Source organism: Micromonospora sp. PLK6-60 (assembly GCF_019890675.1).
Taxonomy (GTDB): Bacteria; Actinomycetota; Actinomycetes; order Mycobacteriales; family Micromonosporaceae; genus Micromonospora.
In genome coordinates this window covers 206,462-229,728 of sequence record NZ_JAIOAA010000006.1, presented here as the reverse complement: position 1 = coordinate 229,728, position 23,267 = coordinate 206,462, and the positions used below count along the sequence as shown (strand labels likewise).

At 74.8% G+C, this 23,267-nt stretch carries 25 protein-coding genes and 1 pseudogene; 17 read left to right on the top strand and 9 right to left on the bottom strand.

Annotated elements, in window-relative coordinates; translation table 11 throughout:
* Positions 1-124 precede the first annotated feature (124 nt).
* The 3 genes from K7640_RS14460 to K7640_RS14450 form a co-directional block, all read right to left on the bottom strand.
* Positions 125-2,179 (bottom strand): glycogen debranching N-terminal domain-containing protein, encoded by a 2,055-nt coding sequence (locus K7640_RS14460; RefSeq protein WP_222955321.1) that lies wholly within the window; start codon positions 2,177-2,179, stop codon positions 125-127.
* On the bottom strand, positions 2,176-2,556 hold the full coding sequence (locus K7640_RS14455) for an SCP2 sterol-binding domain-containing protein (RefSeq protein WP_222955320.1): 381 nt from the start codon (positions 2,554-2,556) through the stop codon (positions 2,176-2,178). Before K7640_RS14455 ends, K7640_RS14460 begins: the two co-directional genes overlap by 4 nt.
* A 72-nt stretch (positions 2,557-2,628) precedes the next feature.
* Positions 2,629-2,991 (bottom strand): DsrE family protein, encoded by a 363-nt coding sequence (locus K7640_RS14450; RefSeq protein WP_222955319.1) that lies wholly within the window; start codon positions 2,989-2,991, stop codon positions 2,629-2,631.
* 23 nt (positions 2,992-3,014) lie between these two features.
* Here K7640_RS14450 and mtfM point away from each other — a divergent pair, with 23 nt between their 5' ends.
* A complete protein-coding gene (gene mtfM / locus K7640_RS30595; protein WP_305072220.1) occupies positions 3,015-3,119 on the top strand; it encodes a small membrane protein MtfM in 105 nt (34 codons plus the stop codon).
* A gap of 55 nt (positions 3,120-3,174) precedes the next feature.
* Positions 3,175-3,765, top strand: coding sequence for an FABP family protein (locus K7640_RS14445; protein ID WP_222955318.1), 591 nt, complete (start codon positions 3,175-3,177; stop codon positions 3,763-3,765).
* A 98-nt stretch (positions 3,766-3,863) separates the two neighbouring features.
* Here the strand turns inward: K7640_RS14445 and K7640_RS14440 are convergent, their stop codons facing one another.
* A complete protein-coding gene (locus K7640_RS14440; RefSeq protein WP_222955317.1) occupies positions 3,864-4,721 on the bottom strand; it encodes an aminotransferase class IV in 858 nt (285 codons plus the stop codon).
* An 81-nt stretch (positions 4,722-4,802) separates the two neighbouring features.
* Between K7640_RS14440 and K7640_RS14435 the strand changes: the two genes are divergently transcribed.
* From K7640_RS14435 to K7640_RS14420, 4 genes are all read left to right on the top strand, one after another.
* Entirely contained in the window at positions 4,803-5,207 is a 405-nt protein-coding gene (locus tag K7640_RS14435; protein WP_222955491.1) for a Fur family transcriptional regulator, read from the top strand.
* Positions 5,204-6,313: a folate-binding protein YgfZ gene (locus K7640_RS14430; RefSeq protein ID WP_222955316.1), complete on the top strand. Its 1,110-nt coding sequence runs from the start codon at positions 5,204-5,206 to the stop codon at positions 6,311-6,313. The genes K7640_RS14435 and K7640_RS14430 overlap by 4 nt, the downstream gene beginning before the upstream one ends.
* Positions 6,314-6,413: 100 nt before the next feature.
* Entirely contained in the window at positions 6,414-7,241 is an 828-nt protein-coding gene (locus K7640_RS14425; protein ID WP_222955315.1) for a 3-keto-5-aminohexanoate cleavage protein, read from the top strand.
* A gap of 94 nt (positions 7,242-7,335) precedes the next feature.
* Entirely contained in the window at positions 7,336-8,295 is a 960-nt protein-coding gene (locus tag K7640_RS14420) for an asparaginase (RefSeq protein ID WP_222955314.1), read from the top strand.
* An 85-nt stretch (positions 8,296-8,380) separates the two neighbouring features.
* Here the strand turns inward: K7640_RS14420 and K7640_RS14415 are convergent, their stop codons facing one another.
* Positions 8,381-9,178 carry an alpha/beta fold hydrolase gene (locus K7640_RS14415; RefSeq protein ID WP_222955313.1) on the bottom strand — a complete coding sequence of 266 codons (798 nt, stop codon included), beginning with the start codon at positions 9,176-9,178 and terminating at the stop codon, positions 8,381-8,383.
* Positions 9,179-9,290: 112 nt separating this feature from the next.
* Here K7640_RS14415 and K7640_RS14410 point away from each other — a divergent pair, with 112 nt between their 5' ends.
* From K7640_RS14410 to K7640_RS14370, 9 genes are all read left to right on the top strand, one after another.
* Entirely contained in the window at positions 9,291-9,935 is a 645-nt protein-coding gene (locus K7640_RS14410; protein ID WP_222955312.1) for a helix-turn-helix domain-containing protein, read from the top strand.
* A gap of 2 nt (positions 9,936-9,937) precedes the next feature.
* Entirely contained in the window at positions 9,938-10,582 is a 645-nt protein-coding gene (locus tag K7640_RS14405; protein WP_222955311.1) for a hypothetical protein, read from the top strand.
* A gap of 71 nt (positions 10,583-10,653) precedes the next feature.
* Positions 10,654-10,968, top strand: coding sequence for a DUF2516 family protein (locus K7640_RS14400; RefSeq protein ID WP_222955310.1), 315 nt, complete (start codon positions 10,654-10,656; stop codon positions 10,966-10,968).
* Entirely contained in the window at positions 10,965-11,852 is an 888-nt protein-coding gene (locus K7640_RS14395; RefSeq protein WP_222955309.1) for an alpha/beta fold hydrolase, read from the top strand. Before K7640_RS14400 ends, K7640_RS14395 begins: the two co-directional genes overlap by 4 nt.
* Before the next feature lie 11 nt (positions 11,853-11,863).
* Complete coding sequence (locus K7640_RS14390) at positions 11,864-12,601, top strand: alanyl-tRNA editing protein (RefSeq protein WP_222955308.1); 738 nt, start codon at positions 11,864-11,866, stop codon at positions 12,599-12,601.
* Between the two features lie 98 nt (positions 12,602-12,699).
* Positions 12,700-13,347 (top strand): ABC transporter ATP-binding protein, encoded by a 648-nt coding sequence (locus tag K7640_RS14385; RefSeq protein ID WP_222955307.1) that lies wholly within the window; start codon positions 12,700-12,702, stop codon positions 13,345-13,347.
* 98 nt (positions 13,348-13,445) lie between these two features.
* Positions 13,446-16,466 carry an FtsX-like permease family protein gene (locus tag K7640_RS14380; RefSeq protein ID WP_222955306.1) on the top strand — a complete coding sequence of 1,007 codons (3,021 nt, stop codon included), beginning with the start codon at positions 13,446-13,448 and terminating at the stop codon, positions 16,464-16,466.
* Positions 16,463-17,341: an ATP-binding cassette domain-containing protein gene (locus K7640_RS14375; protein ID WP_308042557.1), complete on the top strand. Its 879-nt coding sequence runs from the start codon at positions 16,463-16,465 to the stop codon at positions 17,339-17,341. The genes K7640_RS14380 and K7640_RS14375 overlap by 4 nt, the downstream gene beginning before the upstream one ends.
* A 36-nt stretch (positions 17,342-17,377) precedes the next feature.
* Positions 17,378-18,295, top strand: a complete 918-nt coding sequence (locus K7640_RS14370; RefSeq protein WP_222955305.1) for an SDR family oxidoreductase — start codon at positions 17,378-17,380, stop codon at positions 18,293-18,295.
* Positions 18,296-18,592: 297 nt separating this feature from the next.
* Here the strand turns inward: K7640_RS14370 and K7640_RS14365 are convergent, their stop codons facing one another.
* Entirely contained in the window at positions 18,593-19,564 is a 972-nt protein-coding gene (locus K7640_RS14365; protein ID WP_222955304.1) for a YafY family protein, read from the bottom strand.
* Positions 19,565-19,672: 108 nt separating this feature from the next.
* Between K7640_RS14365 and K7640_RS14360 the strand changes: the two genes are divergently transcribed.
* Positions 19,673-20,464, top strand: coding sequence for an EI24 domain-containing protein (locus K7640_RS14360; protein ID WP_222955303.1), 792 nt, complete (start codon positions 19,673-19,675; stop codon positions 20,462-20,464).
* A 1-nt stretch (position 20,465) separates the two neighbouring features.
* A pseudogene (locus K7640_RS14355) lies at positions 20,466-20,797 on the top strand (macro domain-containing protein).
* A 55-nt stretch (positions 20,798-20,852) separates the two neighbouring features.
* Here K7640_RS14355 and K7640_RS14350 read toward each other — a convergent pair.
* From K7640_RS14350 to K7640_RS14340, 3 genes are all read right to left on the bottom strand, one after another.
* A complete protein-coding gene (locus K7640_RS14350; protein ID WP_222955302.1) occupies positions 20,853-21,749 on the bottom strand; it encodes a GNAT family N-acetyltransferase in 897 nt (298 codons plus the stop codon).
* On the bottom strand, positions 21,749-22,159 hold the full coding sequence (locus K7640_RS14345) for a RidA family protein (protein WP_222955301.1): 411 nt from the start codon (positions 22,157-22,159) through the stop codon (positions 21,749-21,751). The genes K7640_RS14350 and K7640_RS14345 overlap by 1 nt, the downstream gene beginning before the upstream one ends.
* A 96-nt stretch (positions 22,160-22,255) precedes the next feature.
* Positions 22,256-23,263, bottom strand: coding sequence for a LacI family DNA-binding transcriptional regulator (locus K7640_RS14340; protein WP_222955300.1), 1,008 nt, complete (start codon positions 23,261-23,263; stop codon positions 22,256-22,258).
* Positions 23,264-23,267 lie beyond the last annotated feature (4 nt).

Below are 23,267 nucleotides of genomic sequence, written 5' to 3'. Positions count from 1 at the left end.
CGTCGCGGGTGTCTCACGGGTCTACCGTCGGTCGAGCCGACCCCGTCGGTCTCCGGCGGTCGAGCCGGCCCCGTCGGTCTCCGGCGGTCGAGCCGGCTGACGGCGGTCGTCCGGCCCCGCCGGCTCAGTGGCCCCGGCTCCCGTTGTGCGGGCCGCGGCTGCGGCCGAGGGCGTCCACCTGGCCCCACCGACCGCGGATGTCGAGCAGCTCGACCCGGCCCATGCCCGGCGGCACCGCCGGGTCGATGATCAGGTGCTCACCCTCCGGTTCCAGACCCAGCATCACGCGTAGCAGCAGCAGAGGCGTGCCGGCCGACCAGGCCTGCGGGCTGCACGCGGTCGGGTACTGCACGGGATAGTCGGTGAGGTCGCGGTCGTAGCCGGCGAACGCCTCGGGGAGGCGCCCGTGGAAGAACTGCGACGCGCTCAGCATCGCCTCGCAGATCCGGCCCGCCTCCTCGCGGAAGCCGTACCGCCACAGGCCCCACGCGATGATCGAGTTGTCGAACGGCCAGACCGTGCCGACGTGGTAACCGATCGGGTTGTACCGGCCCTCGTCGGAGGCCAGGGTGCGCACCCCCCAGCCGGAGAAGAGCCGGGGCCCGAGCAGGTGCTCGACGACCGGGCGGGCCCGCGACTCGTCGACGATCCCGCTCCACAGCAGGTGGCCCATGTTCGACGCGAGGGCGTCCACCGGCCGGCCGTCCGGGTCCAGGGCCAGCGCGTAGTACTCCCGGTCCGGCAACCAGAAGTCGCGGTTGAACCGCTCCTTCAGCTCGGCCGCCTCCCGTTCCAGCCGGTCGGCGTACGCCGGGTCGTTCCAGAAGGTACGGGCCAGCCGGGCGCCGCGCAGCTTCGCGTCGTACGCGTATCCCTGGGTCTCGCAGGTGGCGCGGGGGAACCCGGGGAGCCGGCCGTCGGCGTACGAGATGGAGTCCCAGGAGTCCTTCCAGCACTGGTTCTGCAGCCCGGTCTCCGGGTTGCGGGTCTGATACCAGACGTAGCCGGTGCCGAGCAGGTCCCCGTAGGTGTCGAGCCAGGCCAGCGCGGCCCGGGCCGGGGCCTCCAGCTGGCGGACCAGCCGCGCGTCGCCGGTCCAGCGCTCGTACTCGTCGAGCAGGATCACGAACAGCGGGGTCGAGTCGGCGGAGCCGTAGTAGGGGGAGTGCGGCTGCTCCTCGAAGCCGGCGGTCTCGCCGTACCGCAGTTCGTGCAGGATCTTGCCGGGTTCCTCGTCGCGGAAGTCGTCCAGCCGGGAGCCCTGGAGGCCGGCCAGCATCAGGATGGTGGGCGGGACCAGGTCCGGCAGGAAGGGCAGCGCCTGAAGCGAGGTGAGCAGGCTGTCCCGGCCGAAGAGGGTCATGAACCAGGGCAGCCCGGCGGCGAGCAGCCGCACCCCCAGGGTGATCGACTCGTAGCGCAGCGCGGCGAGGTCCTTGAGGCTGCGCTGGTACGCCCCGGCCAGCGGCTGGCAGTCGCAGCCCAGGGTGGGCGCCCGCCTGATCAGGTCCTCTTCCTCGGTCCGGATGGCGTCGACCGACCGGTGACCACCGAGCGGCAGGGTGGCCCGGGCGTCCTCGCCCCGGGCGCCGTAGATCACCGTGGCGACGTGCAGGTTGGTGACCCACTCGCTGTGCGGGCCGATGCGGATCGAGAACGTCATGCCCGCCTCGTCGACCTGGCACGGCATGCTGCTGGTGATCACCGATTCCCGGTGGAACCGGTCCCGCCGGTATACCAGTCGCAGCTCGTTCTCGCCCGCCGCGGGGGTCACCCGGCCCTTCTTCTGCCGTCCGTGCTTGATCTCGAAGAGGTCGGCGAAGTCCGACCCGATGTCGAGCCGGACGGTGAACTCCACCTCCCGCCCCTCGTGGTTGAGCACCCGCAGCTCCTCGTCGAGGCTGCCCCCGATGGACCGGGTGCGGATCACCGACACCTTGGCGTCGAGGTAGTGGGTGGGCTCCCCGGGCACCATGAAGAACCGGGTCCGGTACGACTCCGCGTCGTCGATGGACAGGGCGTGCAGGAGCTGCCCGTTGAGGGTGAGCACCCAGGTGGAGAGGAACCTGGTGTCGAAGGAGAACAGCCCGGTGGGGAAGTCGTACGACGGCTCGATGTTGCCCCGCCGGTCGCAGACCAGGAACGTGTTCCCGTCGAGGATGCTGACCCGTTCCCTCACCGGGACCGTCCGGCCTGCTCCCGGGCCACCTCGCGGGGGTCGCGGGTGCCCGGCGGGTCGGGGAAGAAGTGCCGGAAGATCAGGAAGAGGGTGAGGTTCCCGCTGAACGTGCTCTCGTTGCGCAGCACCGCGGCGATGCCCTGGGTCCGGCCGGTGACCAGCCGTTCGAACAGGTCGACGCTGCTGTACCAGATCGCGTCGGCGGGTTCCGGCGAGCGGGAGACCCGGACCTGCCCGGGGGCCAGCTCGACCCGCCAGTGGTCGGTGCGCGCGCCGGTGGAGAGGTCGATCCGGATGGTGCCGCTGACCGGGCTGCGGAGGACCGCCGGGGCCCGGTCCGGCAGCGATGCGAAGAAGTCCTCCGTCACCTCGGTCACAGACGAATCGTAGGCAGCGGCCCCGGCCGCCGGGCCGATATCGGGACGGTCAGTGCCCGCCGGTGCGGGAGGTCAGTAGACCAGCGCCCGGACGCCGTCGGCCATGATCTCCTCGACGAAGACCGCCGCGCCGGCGATGCGTACGCCCGGCAGCACGTCGTCCGGGCCGATGTCCCGGCGGGCCGCGCACTGGGTGCAGGCGGTGACCCGCCCGGTGGTCAGGAGCACGTGCAGCAGCTCGGGCAGGGGGGCGGAGTGCGGCAGTTCGAACTGCTCGGCGCGGCCGGGCAGGGCGAACCAGGTCGACTCACCGGTCAGCCAGAGCGACACGTCCACGCCGGCCGCGGCGGCGGTGGCGGCGACGGTGAAGGCCTGCGCACACCGCTCCGGGGCGTCCGCGCCCGCGGTGACCTTGACGACGAGGGAACCGGCCATGGGCTCAGCATAGGATGGCCCGGATGGTTACCGAGATCGGGTTCGTCAGCCTGCTGGTCGCCGGCCTGGGCGCGCTCGCCGGTGGCCTGGCCTATCTCGCAGTTCGCATATCGAGAGGTAACTGGTGAGCGTGAGGAGTGAGCCGGGTTTGCGAGCCCCGCAGTCGCGAACGAAGGTGGCACAGTGAGCGATGAGAATCCGCTTCAGCCGCCGTGGCTGAACGCGCCGCCGGTCGAGGAGTACCCGTACGAGGAGAGCCACGACCTGCGCGTCGGCCCGAAGCTGCACCCGAGCCTGGACGGCCTGCTGCCGTACATCGGGGTGTGGCGCGGTCGCGGGCGGGGCGGCTTCCCGACCATCGAGGACTTCGACTACGCCCAGGAGATCCGGATCAGCCACGACGGCCGGCCGTTCCTGCACTACGAGTCGCGGGCCTGGCTCCTGGACGAGCAGAGCCGGCCGGTGCGCCCGGCGGGTCGGGAGATCGGCTGGTGGCGGCCGGTGCTGGACGGCGAGCGGGCCACCGACGAGGTCGAGGCCCTGATGAGCACGCCGACCGGGATCGTGGAGCTGCACATCGGCAAGCGCACGGGCACCCAGATCGAGTTCTCCACGGACGCGGTGCTGCGGACCGCCACCGCCAAGGAGGTCACCGCCGGGGCCCGGCTCTTCGGCATCGTCGAGGGCGCGCTGCTCTACGCCCAGGAGATGGCCGCCGTCGGGCACGGCCTCAGCCCCCACCTCTCCGCCCGCCTGGTCCGCGTAGCCGGCTGATCCCACCCACCCGGCGCCCACCGTCCCCGCCCGCCCCGCGCCGTTGATCATGAAGTTTGCGTCACGCCACGCCCGGCAGCACGACGCAAACTTCATGATCAACCTTGTGGGGGGAGGGGGAAGCCGAGGAGGGTTTGGAGGGCTCGGGTTCGGGGGGAGGAGGGGCGGGGGGTGGTGTCGAGGGCGGTCAGCTCCGCCAGGCCGCGTACGGAGGAGGTCAGCCAGACGCCGTCGGCCCGGTGCAGGTCCGCCGGGGTGGCCAGCCGCTCCTCGGCGCGCAGGCCCAACTCGTCGGCGTGGTCGAGCAGCCAGCGGACGGTCACCCCGGGCAGGATTCCGGTCTCCGTCGCCGGCACCGTGCACAGCGTCGCCCCGCTGAGCCAGACCACGTTCGCGCTCGGCGCCTCCAGCACGTATCCGTCGGCGGAGACCCAGAGCACGTCGTCGACCCCGGCCCGGGCCGCCCAGCGCCGGGCGGCGCTGTTCACCGCGTACGAGGTGGACTTCAGGCCGGCCGGGAGCCAGGCCAACTCGGTGCGGGACCGGGCGGTCACCCCCAGCGGTAGGGTGGCCACCGTCACCCCGTCCCGGCGGGCCCGGCGGGACGCCGCCGCCACCTCGCTCAGCGTGGCGTAGACCGTCGGCGGCCCGCCGCCCTCCGGCCCCCGGGTACAGACCAGCCGCAACGCGCCCTCCACCTGGGCCGGCCAGCCGTCCGCGACGGTCTCCAGCAGCTCGACCAGCGCCTCGTCCGGGGGCAGCTCCAGCTCCACCGCCGCCGCGCCGCGCCGCAGCCGGGCCAGGTGCTCGGCGCGCAGCCAGGGCCGCCCGGCCCGCAGGTGCATGGTCTCGAAGAGCCCGTCCCCGCGCAGCACCCCCAGGTCGTCCCCGCGCAGCACCGCCGTCCCGGCCGGCACGATCCCCCGGCCCAGCAGGGCGATCCTCGGTCCCACCATGACCGCCGAGCCTAACGACGCCACGGCGGTGGCGGAACGGCGAACTATGATCGGACGGTGTCCGAATCCTCCCTCGCGGAAATGCTCCGCGCCCGTGGCCTGCGGCTGACGGCGCAGCGTCAGCTGATCCTCCAGGCGGTGCTGGATCTCGGGCACGCCACCCCGGAGCAGGTGCACACGGCGGTCCGCGAGGTCGCCGCCGGGGTCAACATCACCACCATCTACCGGACCCTGGAGCTGCTGGAACGGCTCGGCCTGGTGACCCACACCCACCTCTCGCACGGCTCGCCGACCTACCACGCGGCGGGTGAGCACCAGCACGTCCACCTGGTCTGCCGGGAGTGCGGCGCGATCGACGAGATCGACCGGGAGCTGCTCGGCCCACTCGCCGACCGGCTGGCGGAGCAGCGGGGGTTCCGGGTCGACATCGGGCACGTGGCGCTCTTCGGCGTCTGCGGGCGGTGCGAGGACGGGGAAGCGAAATGATCGACATCGCCGGCGCGGTGCGCGCCGAGGCAATCGACGAGGAGACCCGGGACCAGCCCGAGCCGGCGCACCGCGCGGCCGGGGTGGGTCCGGTGGCCGCCCACTACGGCGACCCGATGCGTGAGCAACGTGTCCTCGACACCGGGGTCGGCCTGGTCGACCGTTCGCACCGGGGCGTCGTCGCGGTGCCCGGCGCGGAGCGGATCGGCTGGCTGCACACGCTGACCAGCCAGCACCTGGCCGCGCTCGCTCCCTGGCAGGGCAGCGAACTGCTGGTGCTCTCCCCGCACGGGCACGTCGAGCAGCACGCCATGGTCGCCGACGACGGCGAGACCACCTGGCTGGACACCGAACCCGGGATGACCGGCGGGCTGCTGTCGTACCTGGAGCGGATGCGGTTCTTCAGCAAGGTCGACCCGCGCGACGCCACCGCCGACCACGCGCTGCTGTCGCTGGTGGGCCCGGAGGCGGTCCAGGCCGCCGGCACGCTCGGCGTCACCGGGCTGGCCGCGCCGGACGTGCTCGCGGTGCCGGGCCCGAAGTTCCGCGCCGGCGAGCTGCCGCCCCGGCCCACCGTGCTGTACGACGTGCGCCCGCTGCCGGGCGGCGGCTGGGCGCGGCGGGTGGCGCTCGGGGTGGACCTGCTGGTCCCCCGGGAGGCGATGACCCAGGTGGTGGACGAGCTGCGCGGCGCCGGCGTGCCGGTGGCGGGGTTGTGGGCGTACGAGGCGGTGCGGGTGGCCGCCCGGCAGCCCCGGGTCGGGGTGGACACCGACCACCGGACCATCCCCGCCGAGATCGGGCTGGTCGCCTCGGCCGTGCACCTCGACAAGGGCTGCTACCGGGGGCAGGAGACGGTGGCCCGGGTGCACAACATGGGTCGGCCGCCGCGTCGCCTCGTACTGCTGCACCTGGACGGGGTGACCACCGACCAGCCGCCGGCCGCCGGCACGCCGGTGACCCTGGACGGCCGGGCGGTCGGCTTCGTCGGCACCGCCGTGCACCACCACGAGCTGGGGCAGGTCGCCCTGGCGGTGCTCAAGCGCAACGTCGCGGACGACGCCCACCTCCTCATCGGCGAGACGGCCGCCGCGGTGGAGGTGTAAGGCAGGGCACCTTATTAACGCCTCCGGTAGAGGAAGGGCCCCTTCTTAACACGCCCGCCGCCGGAAGACTTCCTGTCGAGGCGGCGGCTAGGATCCCGGCATGAGCACAGGGACGTTGATCACGGTTGCCCCGACCGGCGCGGAGTCGGCCAAGGCGGAGGTGCCGGCGCTGCCGGTGACCCTCGACGAGTTGCTGCTGACCGCCAAGGAGTGCGAGGCGCTGGGCGCCGCCGTGATCCACGTCCACATCCGGGACGACGAGGCGAAGCCGACGCTCGACCAGGGCCGGCTGCGGGAGACCGTCGCCGCGCTGCGGGAGAGCACCGACCTGATCGTGCAGCTCTCCTCCGGCGGGGCGGTGACCGACCCGGAGTCCGCCCGGCTCGCCGTGCTCGACGCCGCGCCGGACATGGCCTCCTGCACCATGGGTACGGTCAACTTCGGCGACGACGTCTTCCTCAACCGGTGGGAGTTCATCGTCGACCTGCACACCCGGATGCAGGAGCGGGGCGTCGTCCCCGAGTACGAGATCTTCGACCTCGGCCACCTCACCGCGCTTCAGCGCCTGCTCGGCAAGTACGGCCTGCCGCACGGTGGGCACGTGCACGTCGACTTCGTGATGGGCGTGCCGGGTGGCATGCCGGGCACCGCCGCCACCCTGGTCGCCGCCCAGCAGATGCTGCGCGACCTGCCGGCGGGCACCACCTTCTCGGCCACCGGGATCGGCCGCAGCACCATCCCGGTGCTGCTGGCCTCGCTGTCTGCCGGCGGCCACCTGCGGGTCGGCATGGAGGACACGGTCACGTACGCCAAGGGCCGGCCGGTCGAGTCCAACATGCAGCTGGTCGCCCGCGCGGTCGGCTTCGCCCAGCTCGCCCAGCGCCCGCCGCTGACCACCGCCGAGGCCCGTACCCTGCTCGGCCTGTAAGCCGCGCACCCGCCCGCGCACCTGTACGCCCGCGGTCCCCGCCGCTGGTCACCCCGGTGCCGGGCCCCGGCGGGCCCTCGGTACCGTCCACTTCGTGGGAAAGACGTACGAGGGCGGCGTGCCGCTCACCGAGGTGGTCCGGTCCGGCTTCGTGGAGGGTCTCCACCGCGGGTCGGTGGTGGCGCTGGACGCCGGCGGCGCGCCGGTGGCCGTGGCCGGTGACGTGGCGTCCCCGGTCTTCCCGCGCTCATCGAACAAGCCGATGCAGGCGGTCGGGATGCTCCGCGCCGGCCTGGCGCTGACCGGGGCGGCGGACCTCGCGCTGGTGTCGGCGAGCCACGCCGGTGAGGAGTTCCACCTGGAGCGGGTCGCCGGGCTGCTGCGCGGCGCCGGGCTGGACGAGTCGGCGCTGCACTGCCCGCCGGACCTGCCGGTCGGCGAGTTGGCCCGGGAGGCGGTGCTGCGCGCCGGCGGTGGGCCGACCCGGATCCAGATGAACTGCTCCGGCAAGCACGCCGGCATGCTGTTGACCTGCCTGGCCGCGGGCTGGCCGCTGGACGGGTACTGGCGGCCCGAGCACCCGTTGCAGCAGCGGCTGACCGCCACGATCGAGGAGTTCACCGGCGAGCGGGCGGCGGCGGTCGGGGTGGACGGCTGCGGCGCGCCGGTGCTCGCCGTCTCGCTGACCGGGCTGGCCCGGGCGTACCTGCGGGTGGTCTCCGCCGAACCCGGCACCGCCGAGCGGACCGTCGCCGACGCGATGCGGGCGTACCCGGAGCTGGTGGGCGGCACCCAGGCCGAGGACACCCGGCTGATGCGGGGGGTGCCCGGCCTGCTGGCCAAGGTGGGCGCCGAGGGCGTCATCGCGGTGGCCGCGCCCGGCGTCGGCGCGGTGGCCCTGAAGATCGACGACGGCGCGGGGCGGGCCCGGATGCCGGTGCTGGTCTCCGCGCTGCGCCGGCTCGGCGTCGACGCCCCGGTGCTGACCGAGTACGCCGAGGTGCCGCTGCTCGGCGGCGGCGTCCCGGTGGGAGCGGTCCGCCCGGTCTGGTGATCCGTCGGCGGCCGCCCGCGCTGCCGGCGGGGTGTTAACAGGGGGCCCCGCCTATACAGAATGCGTTAACAGGGGCCCCCTCCTTTTATGGCAGGAAGGCGAGCAGGGCGGCGTTCACCGGCTCGGGCCGCTCCAGCGGCAGCAGGTGGCCGGAGTCGGGGACGTCGGGCAGGCGCACGCCGTGCGGGGCCTCGGCGGCGATCCGGTCGGCCAGCCGGCGGATGTCCCCGAGGTCGTCCGCGCCGGCCCCGGCCAGCACCGGCATCCGCAGCTCGCCGAGCCGGTCGATCGCCGGCGGGTCGATCTCGCCCACCTCGACCGCGCTGAGCGCCTGCTCGGCGGCGAGCGCCCGCTGGTCCATCTCCTCGGCGAACCGGATCAGCTCGGGGTCGACGTCGGCCGGCTGCCGGCTCGGGCCAACCACCCAGAAGCGCACCTCGCCGGCCGCGCTCGCGGCGAAGTCCTCCGGGTCCACCTCGCCGACCAGTTCGTCCCAGAGCCGTTCGGTCTCCTCGGACCACTCGTTGCCGGAGACCGGCGCGCCGAACAGTGCCAGCGCGGAGATCCGGTCCGGGTACGCCAGCGCGGTGTCCACCGCCACCCGGCCGCCGAACGAGCAGCCGACCAGGGCGGCCCGGTCGATCCCCAGCGCGTCGAGCAGCCCGACCAGGTCGTCGTGGTGCGCGAACGGGCTGGGCGGCAGCTCGGATTCGCCGTAGCCGCGCAGGTCGGGCACGATCACCCGGTGCCGCTCGGCGAGCGCGGCGACCTGTCCCCGCCACATCCGGCGGTCGGCGATGCCGGCGTGCACCAGCACCACGGGAGTGCCGCTGCCGGCCTCGTCGTACGCGAGCCGGGTGCCGTTGACTTCGATCTTGGTCATTCGCAGGACGGTACGTACCGGACACCGCTCGCGCAACGGGCTTCCTGAGACGTTGCTAACTCTGGCTAGCAGTCTGCTTGCAGTTGCTAGCACCGCGAGCTAGCGTTGAGTCATGGCCACCGGTAAGGACCTTCCCGATGTCGGCGGATTCATTCGCGATCTGCGCCGTAACGCGAAGATCTCGCTCCGCCAGCTCGCCGACCAGGCGGGCGTCAGCAACCCGTACCTGAGCCAGATCGAACGCGGGCTGCGCAAGCCGAGCGCCGAGGTGCTCCAGCAGCTGGCCAGCGCGCTGCGCGTCTCCACCCCGGCCATGTACCTGCGGGCCGGGCTGCTGGACGACAAGGAGGCCAAGGGCGTCCTCGCGGCGATCGCCGTGGACCCCGACCTCACCATGGCCCAGAAGCAGTCGCTGACCCAGATCTACGAGACCTTCCGCCGGGAGAACGCCCGGCTGGCCGAGGCCACCACCGCGGCCGAGCAGGCCGGGGCGACCACCGCGGCCGAGCAGGCCGGGGCCGCCCCGGAAGCGCCGACGCCGAGCGAGCCGGCGCAGCCCACCGGCGCCGCGGCCACCGTCACGCCGGCCGCCACCGGCCCCGCCACCCCCGAGGGCGCGCCCACCGAGGCCGTACTCGAATCGGTGGCCGTCACCGAGGCGGGCCCCGCGCCCGCCCCCACCACCAGGAACCCCGCCAGGAAGGCCGCCCCGACGGCGGCCCCGAAGGCCGCACCCGCGGCCGAGGAGGAGAAGTAACCATGACCCAGCCGAAGACCAACCGCGTTCCGGCCCCGCTCTACGCCGCCGCCGGCGCCGGTGACCTGGCGCTGGAGCAGCTGCGCAGGCTCCCGGCCGTGTTCACCGAGTTCGGTGGCCGGGCCGTGGTGACCGGCGTCGAGCTGCGGCAGAAGGCCACCGAGACGCTGCGCACCGCCAACGAGACCGCGACCGGCCTGCGCGACAAGGCGACCCCGGCCGAGCTGCAGCGGCTCCGCGAGGCCGCCGACCTCAACAAGCTGCGCGAGGCCGCCGACCTGGACCGGCTGCGCGACGTCGCCACCCGCAACGCCGCCGTCGTGTTCGCCGGCGCGCAGGCCGCGCAGGGCCGGGCGCTGGCCGCGTACGCCGAGCTGGTCGCCCGCGGCGAGCGGGTGGTCGGCGCCGGCGTGCTGGAGGCCGCCGAGACGGTGAACGCCGACATCGAGGCGACCGAGGCCCCGGCCCCCGCCGCGACCCCGACCACCGAGGTCCCGAGCCCGGCCGAGGTGGCCGAGGTCGTCGAGGCCAAGCCGAAGGCCGTCCGGCCGCGGGCGGCGCGGGCGACGAAGTCGACCGTCGCCAAGGCCACCCCGGTGGCGAAGGCGCCGAAGGCCACCAAGCGGACCCGCCCGGCCGCCGAGTAACGAACCGCCGCCCACGCCCCCGGTTGCGTCCTGTCGGACGGAGCCGGGGGCGTCGGCATACCATTGCCGGCATGGCCTACGCCGCGCCGATCTTCGTTTTCGACGTCCGCTACGTGATCGAGCTGGTCCTGCTCGTTGTCGCGCTGATCATCCAGGGCGTCGCGCTGGTGCACGCCATCACCCAGCGGGCCGACGCCTTCCCGGCGATCGGCACCCTCCCCAAGGGTGGCTGGATCGCCATCCTCGCCGTGTGCATGGTGCTCACCCTGCTCGGCTTCGGCCCGATCAGCCTCTTCGGGCTGGTCGGCATCGCGGCCGGCCTGATCTACCTGCTGGACGTCCGGGTCGGGCTGCGTGACCTGCACGACGGCAAAGGGTTCTGGTGAGGGGTTTCCGCTGGCCACCGCCGCCCGACGGCGGTCCGCGCACCTGGGGCCCCGGCCCCGGCGGTCCGCGTACCGGGCGGCCGGCGCTGCCGGAGCCGGAGACCGAGCTGATCGCCACCCCGCACGGCGTACGGCTGGAGCGGCTGGTCACCGGCAGCGGTGACCCGGTGACCGTGTTCGCGCACGGGCTGGGCAACGGCATCGCCACCACCCGCCCGTTCGGCAGCGGGGTGACCGGCCGCAAGGTCTTCTTCCAGTTCCGTGGGCACGGCCGATCCGACTCGCCGCCGGGACCGTGGAGCTACCTCGACCTCGCCCGCGACCTGCGGGCCGTCGCCGACCTCGGCGGCGCCACCCGGGCGTTCGGCGCCAGCCTCGGCGCCGGCGCCCTCTGCCGGCTGCTGTCGGAGAGCCCGGACCGCTTCGACCGGCTGGTCTTCTTCCTGCCCGCGGCGCTCGCCACCCGGCATGGCGAGGTGGCCCGCCGGCGGATCAACGACCTGCTGGACGCGGTGGCCGGTGGGGACGCCGCCGCCCTCGCCGACGTGGTCGCCGTCGAGCTGCCGCCCGCCGTGCGCAACACCCCGGCCGGCTGGGCGTACCTGCGGCAGCGGCTCGACCAGCTGCTCCGCGACGGGCTCGCCCCCGGCCTCGCCGGGCTGCCCGACCAGGTGCCGCTGGACGGTCCCGGGCCACTGGCCGCGGTCACCGCGCCGGCCCTGGTGATCGGCTGCGCCGGTGACGACCTGCACCCGGTGGGCGTCGCCGAGGAACTGGCCGCCGCGCTGCCCGACGCCACCCTGCACGTGTACGACCGCCCCGGGGTGCTCTGGTCGGAACGCGCCGACCTGCGCGAGCGGATCGCCGGCTTCCTCAACGGGTAACGTGCGCTGTCATGGGCGTCACACACCACGGCCGTACCCACCGTCTGGACCTCGCCGATCCCACCCTGCGCGAGTGGGCGTGCACCGTGCTGGCGGCCGACCCGGAGCAGGGCATCGTGCTGGACCGGTCGGCCTTCTATCCGGGCGGCGGCGGGCAGCCGCCGGACCACGGCGTGCTGCTCTGGCAGGGCGTGCAGACCCGGATCGTCGGCACCCGCAAGGGCGACGACCTCTACCTGATCCCGGCCGAGGGTGACCCGCTGCCGCCCGCCGGCACCGCCGTCACCGGCGCGGTCGAGGACCAGCGGCGCACCCTGCTGATGCGCACCCACTCCGGGCTGCACGTGCTCTGCGGCGTGGTGTTCCGGGACTTCGGCGCGCTGGTCACCGGCGGCAACATGGAACCCGGCGAGGCCCGGATGGACTTCAACCTGCCCGAGGTGCCGCCGGACTTCAAGGCCCGGATCGAGGAGCTGGTCAACACCGAGGTGGCCGCCGACCGGTCGGTCGCGGTCCGGGTGCTGCCCCGGGACGAGGCGCTCGCCCTGCCGGACATCATCCGGACCCAGTCCAACCTGATCCCGGCGGACGAGCAGGAGGTCCGGATCGTCGACATCGTCGGGCTGGACGTGCAGGCCGACGGCGGCACCCACGTCGCCTCCACCGCGCAGATCGGCAAGGTGCAGGTGGTCAAGGTGGAGAGCAAGGGCCGCGCCAACCGCCGGGTCCGCCTCCGCCTCACGGACTGACCCGGTCGCTCCTTGTGAGCCGTACGTCCGCTGTGCCACTCTGCGGGCGTGGAGGCCGGCCCGTCACCGCCGCCGGCCCGTACGGGGCGGAGGACCGGATGCTGGAGGTCGACGGCGTCACCGTCGGATACGGCGGGGGAGCGGCGGTCCTGAGTGGGCTGTCGGTGGCGGTCCGATCGGGCCGGGTGCTGGCGGTCACCGGGCCGTCCGGCGCGGGCAAGACCACCCTGCTGCACACGATGGCGGGGCTGCTGCGCCCGCGCGCGGGCGCGGTCACGGTGGACGGCCGGCAACTGCGGGGCCGGGACCACGCGGTGGCGTGCGGGGTGGTGCTCGTCCCGCAGGACAACGGCCTGGCCCGGGTGTTGACCGCCGCGGAGAACGTGCAGCTGGTCCTCGTCGCGCGCGGCACGCCGGCCGACGCCGCCCGCCGGACGACCGTCGACGCCCTGGCCCGGCTGGGCCTCGCCGGCCAGGCAGACCAGCTCGTCGAGGAGCTCTCCGGCGGGCAGCAGCAGCGCACCGCGCTCGCCCGTGGCCTGGCCCAGCGCGGTGACGTCCTGCTCGCCGACGAGGTGACCAGCGAACTCGACGCGGGCAACCGGGAGCGGGTGCTGGAGCTGCTGCACGACGAGGCGGCCCGCGGCGCGGCCGTGGTCTTCGCCACCCACGATCCGGACGCCGCCGCCGCGTGCGCGGCGGAGCTGCACCTGCTGGACGGGACGGCGGAACTGGTCCGGGACTGACCGGTCGCCGGAGCGCTGCGTGGTGATCAGGTAACCGAAGGGTTTCGATTCCTGGTCGCGGGGCCGCCCGGCGTTCGTCCGTTGGCTAGCGTCGCCTCATGCTGGCCGTCATCGCGGGGGCGCTCGCGGCTCGCCGGGGGCAGGCCCTGGCGGTCTTCCTCCTCGCCGTGCTCGCCACCGCCGGGGCCGCCGCCGCGCCGATGTACGCGGCCGCCGCCGGGCGGGCCATCGCCAGCAACGAGTTCGCCGCCGCCGAGCCGACGGAACGCCGGCTCCGGCTGGTGTCGATGATCCCGTTCGGCGGGTTGCCGGCCGATCCGTCCAGCCTGGACTTCGCCGGCCACGTCCGCGACCTGACGCCACCGGGGTTCGACGTCGTGCTGGCCACCCAGGCCGGCGGGCAGGCGGTCGGGCCGGGCGGCGAGGTGCGCACCGCCGTGGTCTTCCGGCAGGGGGTCTGCGAGCGGGTCGCGGTGACCGGCAGTTGCCCGACCACCGCCCCGCCGGCGCCACCGTTCCCGGTGATGATGAGCGCGAACACCGCCGCCGAGCTGGACGTCGGCGTCGGTGATCCGATCACGTTCCAGAGCATCCCGATGCGGGTGGTCGGCGTCTACCGGCCGCTGGACCCGGCCGACCCGTACTGGCTCGGCGGTGAATACCTGCGCCCCGCCCCGCCGGGTCGGCCCTCGACGTCCGCGGTGGGCAGCCCGGAGGACGCCCTCTTCGTCTCCGGCGCGCTGTCCGATCTCGACGGCGAGGCCCTCACCTACCAGCCGGTCGCCGACCTGTACGTCAGCGAGCACCTGCTGCGTACCCGGCCCGCCGGCGAACTCGCCGCCGAGGTGACCTCGGTCGCCGAGGCGGCGGGCCACCGGGGTCTGGCGGCGGGCAGCGAGCTGGCCGCGCTGCTCGACCGGATCGCCCTCGACCGGCGACAACTGGACGACGGGGTGGCGCTGGGGGCGGCCCTGCTGGTGTTGCTCTGCTGGCTGGTGCTCTTCGTGGCGGTCGGTTCGGCCGTCGACGAGCGGCGGCCGGAGCAGGGGTTGCTGCTGCTGCGCGGGATCCGCCGGCGGCGGTTGTGGGCCCTCGCGGCCGGCGAGCACGCGGTGCCGGTGCTGGCCGCCGTCCCCGTCGGCTGCCTGGCCGGTCTCGGCGCGGTGGGCCTGCTCGCCCGATACGCCCTCGGCGAGGAACCGGCGGTGGGGCTGGACCGGACGGCGATCGGCTACGGCCTGGTCGCCGCCGCCGGCGCGCTCGCCGCGGTGCTGCTCGCCCAGGCCCGGACGATGTCCGCACCGGTGGTCGACCTGCTGCGCCGGGTGCCGGCCCGGACCCGGGGCTGGCGGGCGGGCGCCGGCGATGTGGTGGTGCTCTCCGTGGCGGTGGCCGCCGTGGTGCAGCTGCGCACCGGCGGTACGCCGTCCGGGCTCGCCCTGCTGGCGCCGGTCGCGGTGGCGCTCGCGGGCGGCGTGCTGGTGGCCCGGCTCGCCATGGCGGCCGGCGCGGCGATCGGCGCCGCCCTGCTGCGCCGGGGGCGGGTCGGGGTCGGCCTCGGCCTGGTCCAGTTCGCCCGCCAGCCGCGGCTGCGCCCGCTGATCGCCCTGCTCACCGTCGTGCTCGGCATGCTCGCCTTCACCGCCGGGGTGCGCGGCGTGGCGCGGGACGCCTACGCCGACCGGGCCGCCGTCGAGGTGGGCGCGGACCGGGTGGTCGGGGTCGAGGCGCTGTCCCGGCGGCACCTGCTGGATGCCGTCCGGGCGACCGATCCCGAGGGGCGCTTCGCCATGGCCGCCGTGCAGAGCGCTCCGCAACGGGCCGGGATGCCGGTGCTGGCCGTCTCCGCCGACCGGCTGGCGGCCGTGGTCCCGCCCCACCCGGCGTACGGCGGGACCATGGCGGACCTCGCGGCGACGCTGCGTCCGAAGCCGCTGGCGGACCCGGTCGCGGTCCGCGCGCCGGCGGTCACCGTCGCTGTGACCACCAGTTACGACCCGCGCTTCTTCCCCCTGGAGCAGCAACCCCGGCTGTACGTCGTGGTGGCCAGCCGGTCCGGGATCCGCCAGGTGCCCACCCCGGAGCGGCTGAAGCCCGGCCGGGCGGAGCACCGGCTGCTGATCCCCGAGTGCGTGCCGGACTGCCGGCTGGTCGGTCTTGAGGTCGACGCCCCGTTCGTGCGCGACGAGGCGCAGGTCCGGATCACCGAGCTGCGGCACGGCGACGACGACGCGGTGCTGCTCACCGCCGACCAGCTCGCCGACCCCCGCCGCTGGCGGTTCAACGCCCGGGCGGCGCAGACCGTCGAGCCCAGCTCCGAACCGGGCCTGCTGCTGGGCCGGATGTTCGGCTACTGGCCGGAGACGATCCAGCTCTCCGTCGCCGACGCGCCGGACCCGCTGCCCGTCTGGGCGACCGGGTCCATCGGCAAGCGGGACGGCGAGGCCGTGGAATACGACGGGGTCGACGCCCAGCCGGCCCGGGGCCAGGTGGTCGGAGTGCTGCGGCACGTGCCGCGGCTGGGTGGGCGTGGGCTGGTGGTCGACCTGGAGTACGCGGACCGGCTCGCCCGCGCCGGGCGCAGCGGGCAGGAGGAGGTGTGGCTGGGCCGGGCCGCCCCCGCCGACGTGCTGGACCGGCTGCGCGCGCAGGGGCTGGCCGTCCGGTACGACCGGACCGCCACCGGCGTACGGCAGGAACTCACCCGCCAGGGCCCCGCGCTGGCGCTGGACTTCAACCTGTTCGCCGCGCTGGCCGGGGTCCTGATCGGGGTGGCCGGTCTGGTCGCGGTGGCGACCGGCGAGCAGCGGGACCGGGTCGCCACCTTCGTCGCGCTCCGCCGGCAGGGCCTGCCGGCCCGCGCGGTCCGCGGCGGCCACGGCTGGTCGGTGGCGGTCGGCGCGCTGGCCGGTGTGCTCGTCGCCCTGGCCATCTGGCTGTTCACCTGGCACGGGCAGCGGCTGTTCACCGACGGCCGGTCCCCGGTGCCGGTCCCCGACCGCCCCGACCCGGCCGTGCTGGCGCTCGTCGGGTTGCCCGCCGTGGCGGTGCTGGTCGCCGCCGCGGTGCTGCTGAGCGGTGCGCTCGCCGCCGCCGTACGCCGCCGGAGCCGGTCGTGACGGCGGGGGTGGCGGTCGCCTGCCACCGGCTGGTGCACATCTATCCGGCCGCGGCGGGGGACGTGGTCGCGCTCTCCGGCGTCGACCTGAGCATCGCCGCCGGGGAGATGCTGGCCCTGGTCGGCCCGTCGGGCTCGGGCAAGTCCACCCTGGTGTCGGTGCTCGCCGGCCTGATGCGGCCGAGCGCCGGGCGGGTGCTGGTGGGCGACCGGGACCTGACCCGGCTGTCGCCGGCCCAGCTCACCGGCCTGCGCGGCACGTTGATCGGCACGGTGCTCCAGGGCGCCGACCGCAACCTCCTGCCGTACCTGTCACTCGACCGCAACCTCCGGCTGGCGCAGCGACCCGTCGCGCGGGCCCGCCGGCGCGGGCTGGACCCGCCGGAGGCGGTGCTGGAGTTGGTCGGCCTGCCCGGGGCGGGCCGGCGGCGGATCGCCGAGCTGACCCCCGGTGAGCGGCAGCGGGCGGCGTTGGCGCAGGGGCTGGCGGCCGGGCCGGGGCTGCTGCTGGTGGACGAGCCGACCAGCCAGCTCGACCGGACCGGCCGGGACGAGGTGCTGGCCGCGCTGGAGACGGTGAACGCCGAGCGGGGCACGACCGTCGTGGTGGTCACCCACGACGACGAGGTGGGCGCCCGGCTCGGCCGGGCCGTCACCATCCGCGACGGCCGGGTGGGGGCGGAGGGCCGGGACGGCCGGAACTTCGCCGTGGTGGCCGGCGACGGCACCGTCCAGTTGCCGCCGGACGCGCTGGCCGCCTTCCCGCCCGGCACCCTCTTCGCGGTCGAGCACACCGACGACGCGGTCACGCTCCGGGCCACCGCGCCCGACGGCGGCGCTCCGGCGGAGCCGGTGACATTCGCTCGGGAAACCTGACACGGGTTGTCAGCCTTCGCTGTCAGGCTCGGTGACATGACGACGAAACCGCTGACAGGAAAGATCGCACTGGTGGCCGGGGCGACCCGGGGTGCCGGCCGGCAGATCGCCGTCCAACTGGGCGCGGCCGGCGCGACGGTCTACGCCACCGGCCGCAGCACCCGGGCCAACCGCTCCGAGATGGACCGGCCGGAGACCATCGAGGAGACCGCGGAGCTGGTCACGGCGGCCGGCGGCACCGGCATCGCGGTCGCCGTCGACCACCTGGTTCCCGACCAGGTCCGTGACCTGGTGGACCGGATCGACGCCGAGCAGGGCCGGCTCGACGTGCTGGTCAACGACATCTGGGGCAGCGACCACCTGGTCACCTGGAACGAGCCGGTCTGGAAGCAGCCGCTGGACCGGGGCTTCCGGATCCTGGAGCTGGCCGTGCACACCCACCTGATCACCAGCCACTTCGCGCTGCCGCTGCTGATCCGCAACCCGGGCGGGCTGGTGGTGGAGATCGGCGACGGCACGAAGGCGTACAACGACACGCACTACCGGCTGTCCGCCTTCTACGACCTGGCCAAGACCTGCGTCAACCGGCTCGGCTTCGTGCTGGCCGAGGAGCTGAAGCCGCACGACTGCACGGCGGTGGCGCTGACCCCGGGCTGGCTGCGGTCCGAAACGATGCTGGAGATCTTCGGCGTCACCGAGGAGAACTGGCGCGACGCCATCGCGAAGCAGCCGGGCTTCGAGGTCTCCGAAACCCCCGCGTACGTGGGGCGGGCGGTGGCCGCGCTGGCCGCCGACCCGGACCGGGCCCGGTGGAACGGCAGGTCCGTGGACAGCGGCGAGCTGGCCCAGGTGTACGGCTTCACCGACCTGGACGGCAGCCGGCCGCAGGGCTTCCGGTACATCGTGGAGGTGGTCGAGGGCGGCCGGAAGGCCGACGTCGCCGAGTACCGCTGATCCTCGTTCCGCGCCGCCCGCTCACCCGGCGCCTCGGCCGACCTCGGGGGTGCGCCAAGCAGGCTACGAACTTGATGTCGTGAACGAATCACCGCGCCGGAAGAAGCACCCCAATTGCGGGATTCCGCTGCCACCCTGATTCGTCTACGACATCAAGTTCGTAGCTTGCCCACCCACCACCCGTCGATGGTGTCGCAGTAGCCCGTCAGCGCCTCGTCGACCGCGTTGTCGACGACCTCCCACCGAGGCGGGCGGCACCGCGGCGGTATCCGCGCGGCAACGCGGGCATCGGCCGGGTCACCTCCCGTAGAGCCCGGCGAAACGGCGGGCCGCGTCGGTGAACAGCTCCCGCAGCTCGGGTGGATCCAGCACCTCCACCTCCGGGCCCAGCCCGAGCAGCATGCCGTACGCCACCGGCACGGACTCGACGGGCAACCGGGTCACCACCCAGCCCTGCCCGTCGGGCTCGCCCGCGGCGGCCACCGCCTCGTCGTACGCGAACGGGGAGCCCGCCACGGCCCGCAGCGCGCGCAGGCCGGCGGGGCTCAACCGGACGGTGACCCGCTCGGGTTGCAGTTGCCGGAGGAACGCCTCGGCCTGCTCCCGCCAGTGGCCGGCCAGGTCGAACCCCTCGTCCCGGTCGAAGGTCTCCGCACCCGCCTCGACCCCGACCACCCGGTCCACCCGGTAGGTCCGAGTCGCCCCGCCGACCCGGCCCACCAGATACCAGGTCCCGTTCTTGAGCACCAGCCCGTACGGCTCGACCCGGCGGGCCACCTCGCGCTCCCCGCGCCGGTAACGCAGGTCCACCACCCGGTCCCGCCAGACCGCCCGGGCCAACTCGGCCAGCCACGGCGGCGGGGTCGACTCGCCGAACCAGCCCGGCACGTCCAGGTGGAACCGTTGCCCGGTCCGGGCCGGCGCGTCCCGCAACCCGGGCGGCAGCGCGGCGAGCACCTTCAGCTCGGCGGCGGCCACCGCGTCCGCCAGCCCCATGTCCCCGGCCGGTCCGGGCAGCCCGGCCAGGAAGAGCGCCTCCGCCTCGTCGCGGGTCAGCCCGGTCAGCCGGGTCCGGAAGCCGCCGAGCAACCGGTAGCCGCCGGCCCGGCCCCGGTCGGCGTAGACCGGGATGCCGGCGGCGGAGAGCGCCAGCACGTCCCGGTAGACGGTCCGCTCGGAGACCTCCAGCTCCCGGGCCAGCTCGGCCGCGGTCATGGTCTCCCGCGACTGCAACAACAGCAGCAGAGAGATCAGCCGAGCAGCCCGCACCCGCCCATTGTGCAAGGAGGGGCCCCCTGTTAACGCATTCGGTATAGGAAGGGCCCCCGGTTAACACCTCCCGGGCGGGCGTGCCGGCGGCGGCTAGGCTCGGCGGTCGTGAACGCAACCCGCTCCGTCGCGCCGGTGGCCGGCGCCGCCGGCCGCTTCCTCGCCGGCGCCGGCCTGCTGCTGCGTGGCCTGGGCCTGTACGTCCGCAGCCCCGGCCTGATGCTGCTCGGCCTCCTCCCGGCGTTGATCTCCGGCGCGCTGTTCCTGGCCGCGCTGGGCACCCTGGTGTACTTCGTGAACGACCTGGCGGCGTGGGCCACCCCGTTCGCCGACGACTGGTCGACCGGGCTGCGCGGCGCGGTCCGGGTGGCGGCCGGGCTGGCCTTCCTCGGCGTCGGCGGGCTGCTCGGGGTGCTCACCTTCACCGCGGTCACGCTGGCCCTCGGTGACCCGTTCTACGAAAAGATCTCCGAGCGGGTGGAGGAACGTCTCGGCGGCACCCCCGGCGCGGTGGAGGTGCCCTTCTGGCCGTCGCTGCGCCGCAGCGTGGCCGACTCGCTGCGGCTGATCGGCCTCTCCGTGCTGGTCGGCGTCCCGCTCTTCGCCGCCGGGTTCATCCCGGTGGTCGGTCAGACCGTGGTGCCGGTGGTCGGCGGCGCGGTGGGCGGCTGGCTGCTCGCCCTGGAACTGGTCGGCGGCCCGTTCTCCCGGCGCGGCCTGCGGCTGCCCGACCGGCGGGCCGCCCTCAAGGTGGACCGGCCGACCGCGCTCGGCTTCGGCGTGGCCGTCTTCGTCTGCTTCCTGATCCCGCTCGGCGCGGTGCTCATCATGCCCGCCGCCGTCGCGGGCGCCACCCTGCTGACCCGCCGCTCGTTGGGCCAGCACATCGAGGAGCGCTGACATGGAGATCATCCTGGTCGAGGGCGACATCACCGCCCAGGCGGTCGACGTGGTGGTGAACGCGGCCAACTCGTCGCTGCTCGGCGGCGGCGGAGTCGACGGCGCGATCCACCGCCGGGGTGGGCCGGCCATCCTGGCCGAGTGCCGGGCGCTGCGCGCCTCGCCTTCCCGCTGATCTCGGCCGGCGTCTACGGCTGGCCGGTCGACGACGCGGTACGCCAGGCGCTGACCGTGCTGCGCCCGGCCACCCCGGCCACGGTCACCGCGGCCCGCCTGGTGCTCTTCGGCGCCGAGCCGTACGCTGTCGCCCGCCGGACCTTCGACGCCGGGTGACTCCCGACGCGGCCCGGTCCGGCGATCGGCCGGGGTCGGCGGGCCCGGCCCGCCGTCAGGTCAGCTCGCGCAGGCAGCTCCACTGGGACGCCACCGGCCGGTAGCCGAGCCGGGCGTTGACCGCCAGCATCGGCCCGTTCGCCTCGTCGTTCGAGGTGTACGCCACGGTGACCCCGCCGGCGGCGGCCCGGTGCAGCGCGGCGCGCTTGGCCAGCCCGGCCAGCCCCCGCCCCCGGTACCCCGGGACCGTGCCGGTGAACGCCGACCACATCCGCTCGCCGTCCCGCTTGACCAGGCTGACCGCGGCCGGCGTGCCGTCGACCTCCACCAGCGTGGTGGCCTGCCGGTCCAGCCCCGGGTTGTCCCACACCTCGTAGCGCCAGATGTCGAAGCCCATCGCGTCGGTCGGGACGTCGCCGGGCTCGTCCAGCGACGCCGCGGCGTCCACCTGGTGGATCAGTCGGGGGTCCACCTCGGCGGCCGACCGCAGGCGTACGCCGGGCGGCGGCTGCGGCATCGGCGGGGCGGGCCGCAGGTCGAGCGCCGAGTAGCGCGCCTCCCGGCTGGGCGTGAACCCGTGCCGGCGGGCGAACGGCAGCGAACCGGGCTGCGCCCAGGTCAGCACCCGCCGGGCGCCGATGGCCCGCAGGTGGCCCAGCGCGGCGTCCAGCAGCCCGGTGCCGAGGCCCCGCCCCCGGTGTTCGGGGTGCACGTGCAGGGTGGAGATCTCGCCGAAGTCCGGCTCGGAGGTCTGGCTGTTCCGGTACGCCGACGCCCAGCCGACCACCCGGCCGTCGACCTCGGCCACCCAGGCGGTCCAGTCCTCGCCGGGCGGCGGATCGGCGATCATGTGCCGGGTCGAGTCGACCCCGCGCACCAGGTACGGGTGCACCAGGGCGCGCAGCGCGACCACCTCGGCGGCGTCCGCCGGCACGCAGGTCCGGATCCGCATCAGCCCACCTCGCGGACGGCGGCGACCGCCTCGACCTCGACGAGCTGGTCGGGGTAGCCGAGCACCGCCACGCCGAGCAGGGTGCTGGGCGGCTCGTGGTCGCCGAACGCGTCGCGCACCACCTGCCAGACGGTCACCAGGTCGGGCCGGTGCGCCGACGCGACGTACACGGTGGTCTTGACGACGTCGGCGAGGCCCGCGCCCGTCGCGGCCAGCGCGACCTCCAGGTTCGCCAGCACCTGCCGGGCCTGGGCGGCGAAGTCGCCCGGAGCGACGGTACGGCCCGCGGCGTCGAGCGGGCAGGCGCCGGCGGCGAAGACCAGCCGGGCCGGCGGATCGACAGTGGCGGCGTACGCGTACTGGGCGGCGGAGAGTTCGGGCACCGGAACCAGCCGGGTGGGTGCGGTCATCCGGCGACGGTAGCGCCGGGCGGCTGGCTCGCGCGAGCTGTTAACAGGGGGCCCCTGCTATGCGGAATGCGTTAACCGGGGCCCCCTCCTTGCACCTCAGGCGGAGCCGCGCACCACCAGTTCCGTGGGGAGGATGACGGTCTCCTCGATCGGTTCGCCGGCCGCCATCCGCAGTAGCTGGCGGGTCATCGCCCGGCCCAGCTCCACGATGTCCCAGCGGACGGTGGTCAGCGGCGGTTCGGTGTAGGCGGCCGTCTCGATGTCGTCGAAGCCGACCACCGCCACGTCATCCGGCACCCGCCGCCCCGCCCCGTGCAGCGTGCGCAGGGCGGCGTGCGCCATCAGGTCGGAGGCGGCGAAGACCGCGTCCAGGTCGGGGTGCTCGGCGAGGAGCTGCTGCATCGCCGCGGTCCCCGACTCCCGGGTGAAGTCGCCGTACGCGACCAGCTCCGGCAGCCCGGCCGCGGCGACCGCCGCCCGGTAGGCGGTGAGCCGCTCGATGGCCGCGACCATGTCCTGCGGGCCGGCGATGGTGGCGATCCGCCGCCGGCCCCGGTCGGCCAGGTGCCGCACCGCCCGGGTCACCCCGCCGACGTTGTCCACGTCGACGTACGGCACCTCGGCGCCGCCCAGCGGGCGGCCGGCGCAGACCACCGGGATGCCGAGCCGGGACAGCGTGGCGGGCAGCGGGTCCTCGCCGTGCAGCGAGGCGAAGAGCACCCCGTCGACGTGCCGGCCGGTGGTGTACCGCTCGACCCGTTCGTGCCCGGCCGCCGACCCGGCCAGCATCAGCACCAGCTGCTTGTCGGCCGCCTCCAACTCCTGGCTCACCCCACGGATGATCCCCGGGAACACCTGGTCGTCGGAGAAGACCCGGGTGGCCTCCTCGGGCATGACCAGGGCCACCGAGTCGGTCCGCTGGGTGACCAGGCTGCGGGCGGCGAGGTTGGGCACGTACCCCAGCTCGGCCACCGCCCGGTGGACCGCCTCGCGGATCGGCGCGGCGACCGTGGTCGAGCCGTTCACCACCCGGGACACGGTGGCCCGGGACACCCCGGCCAGCCGGGCCACCGCCTCCAGGGTCGGTCGCTGTGCGGTCGTCATCCCC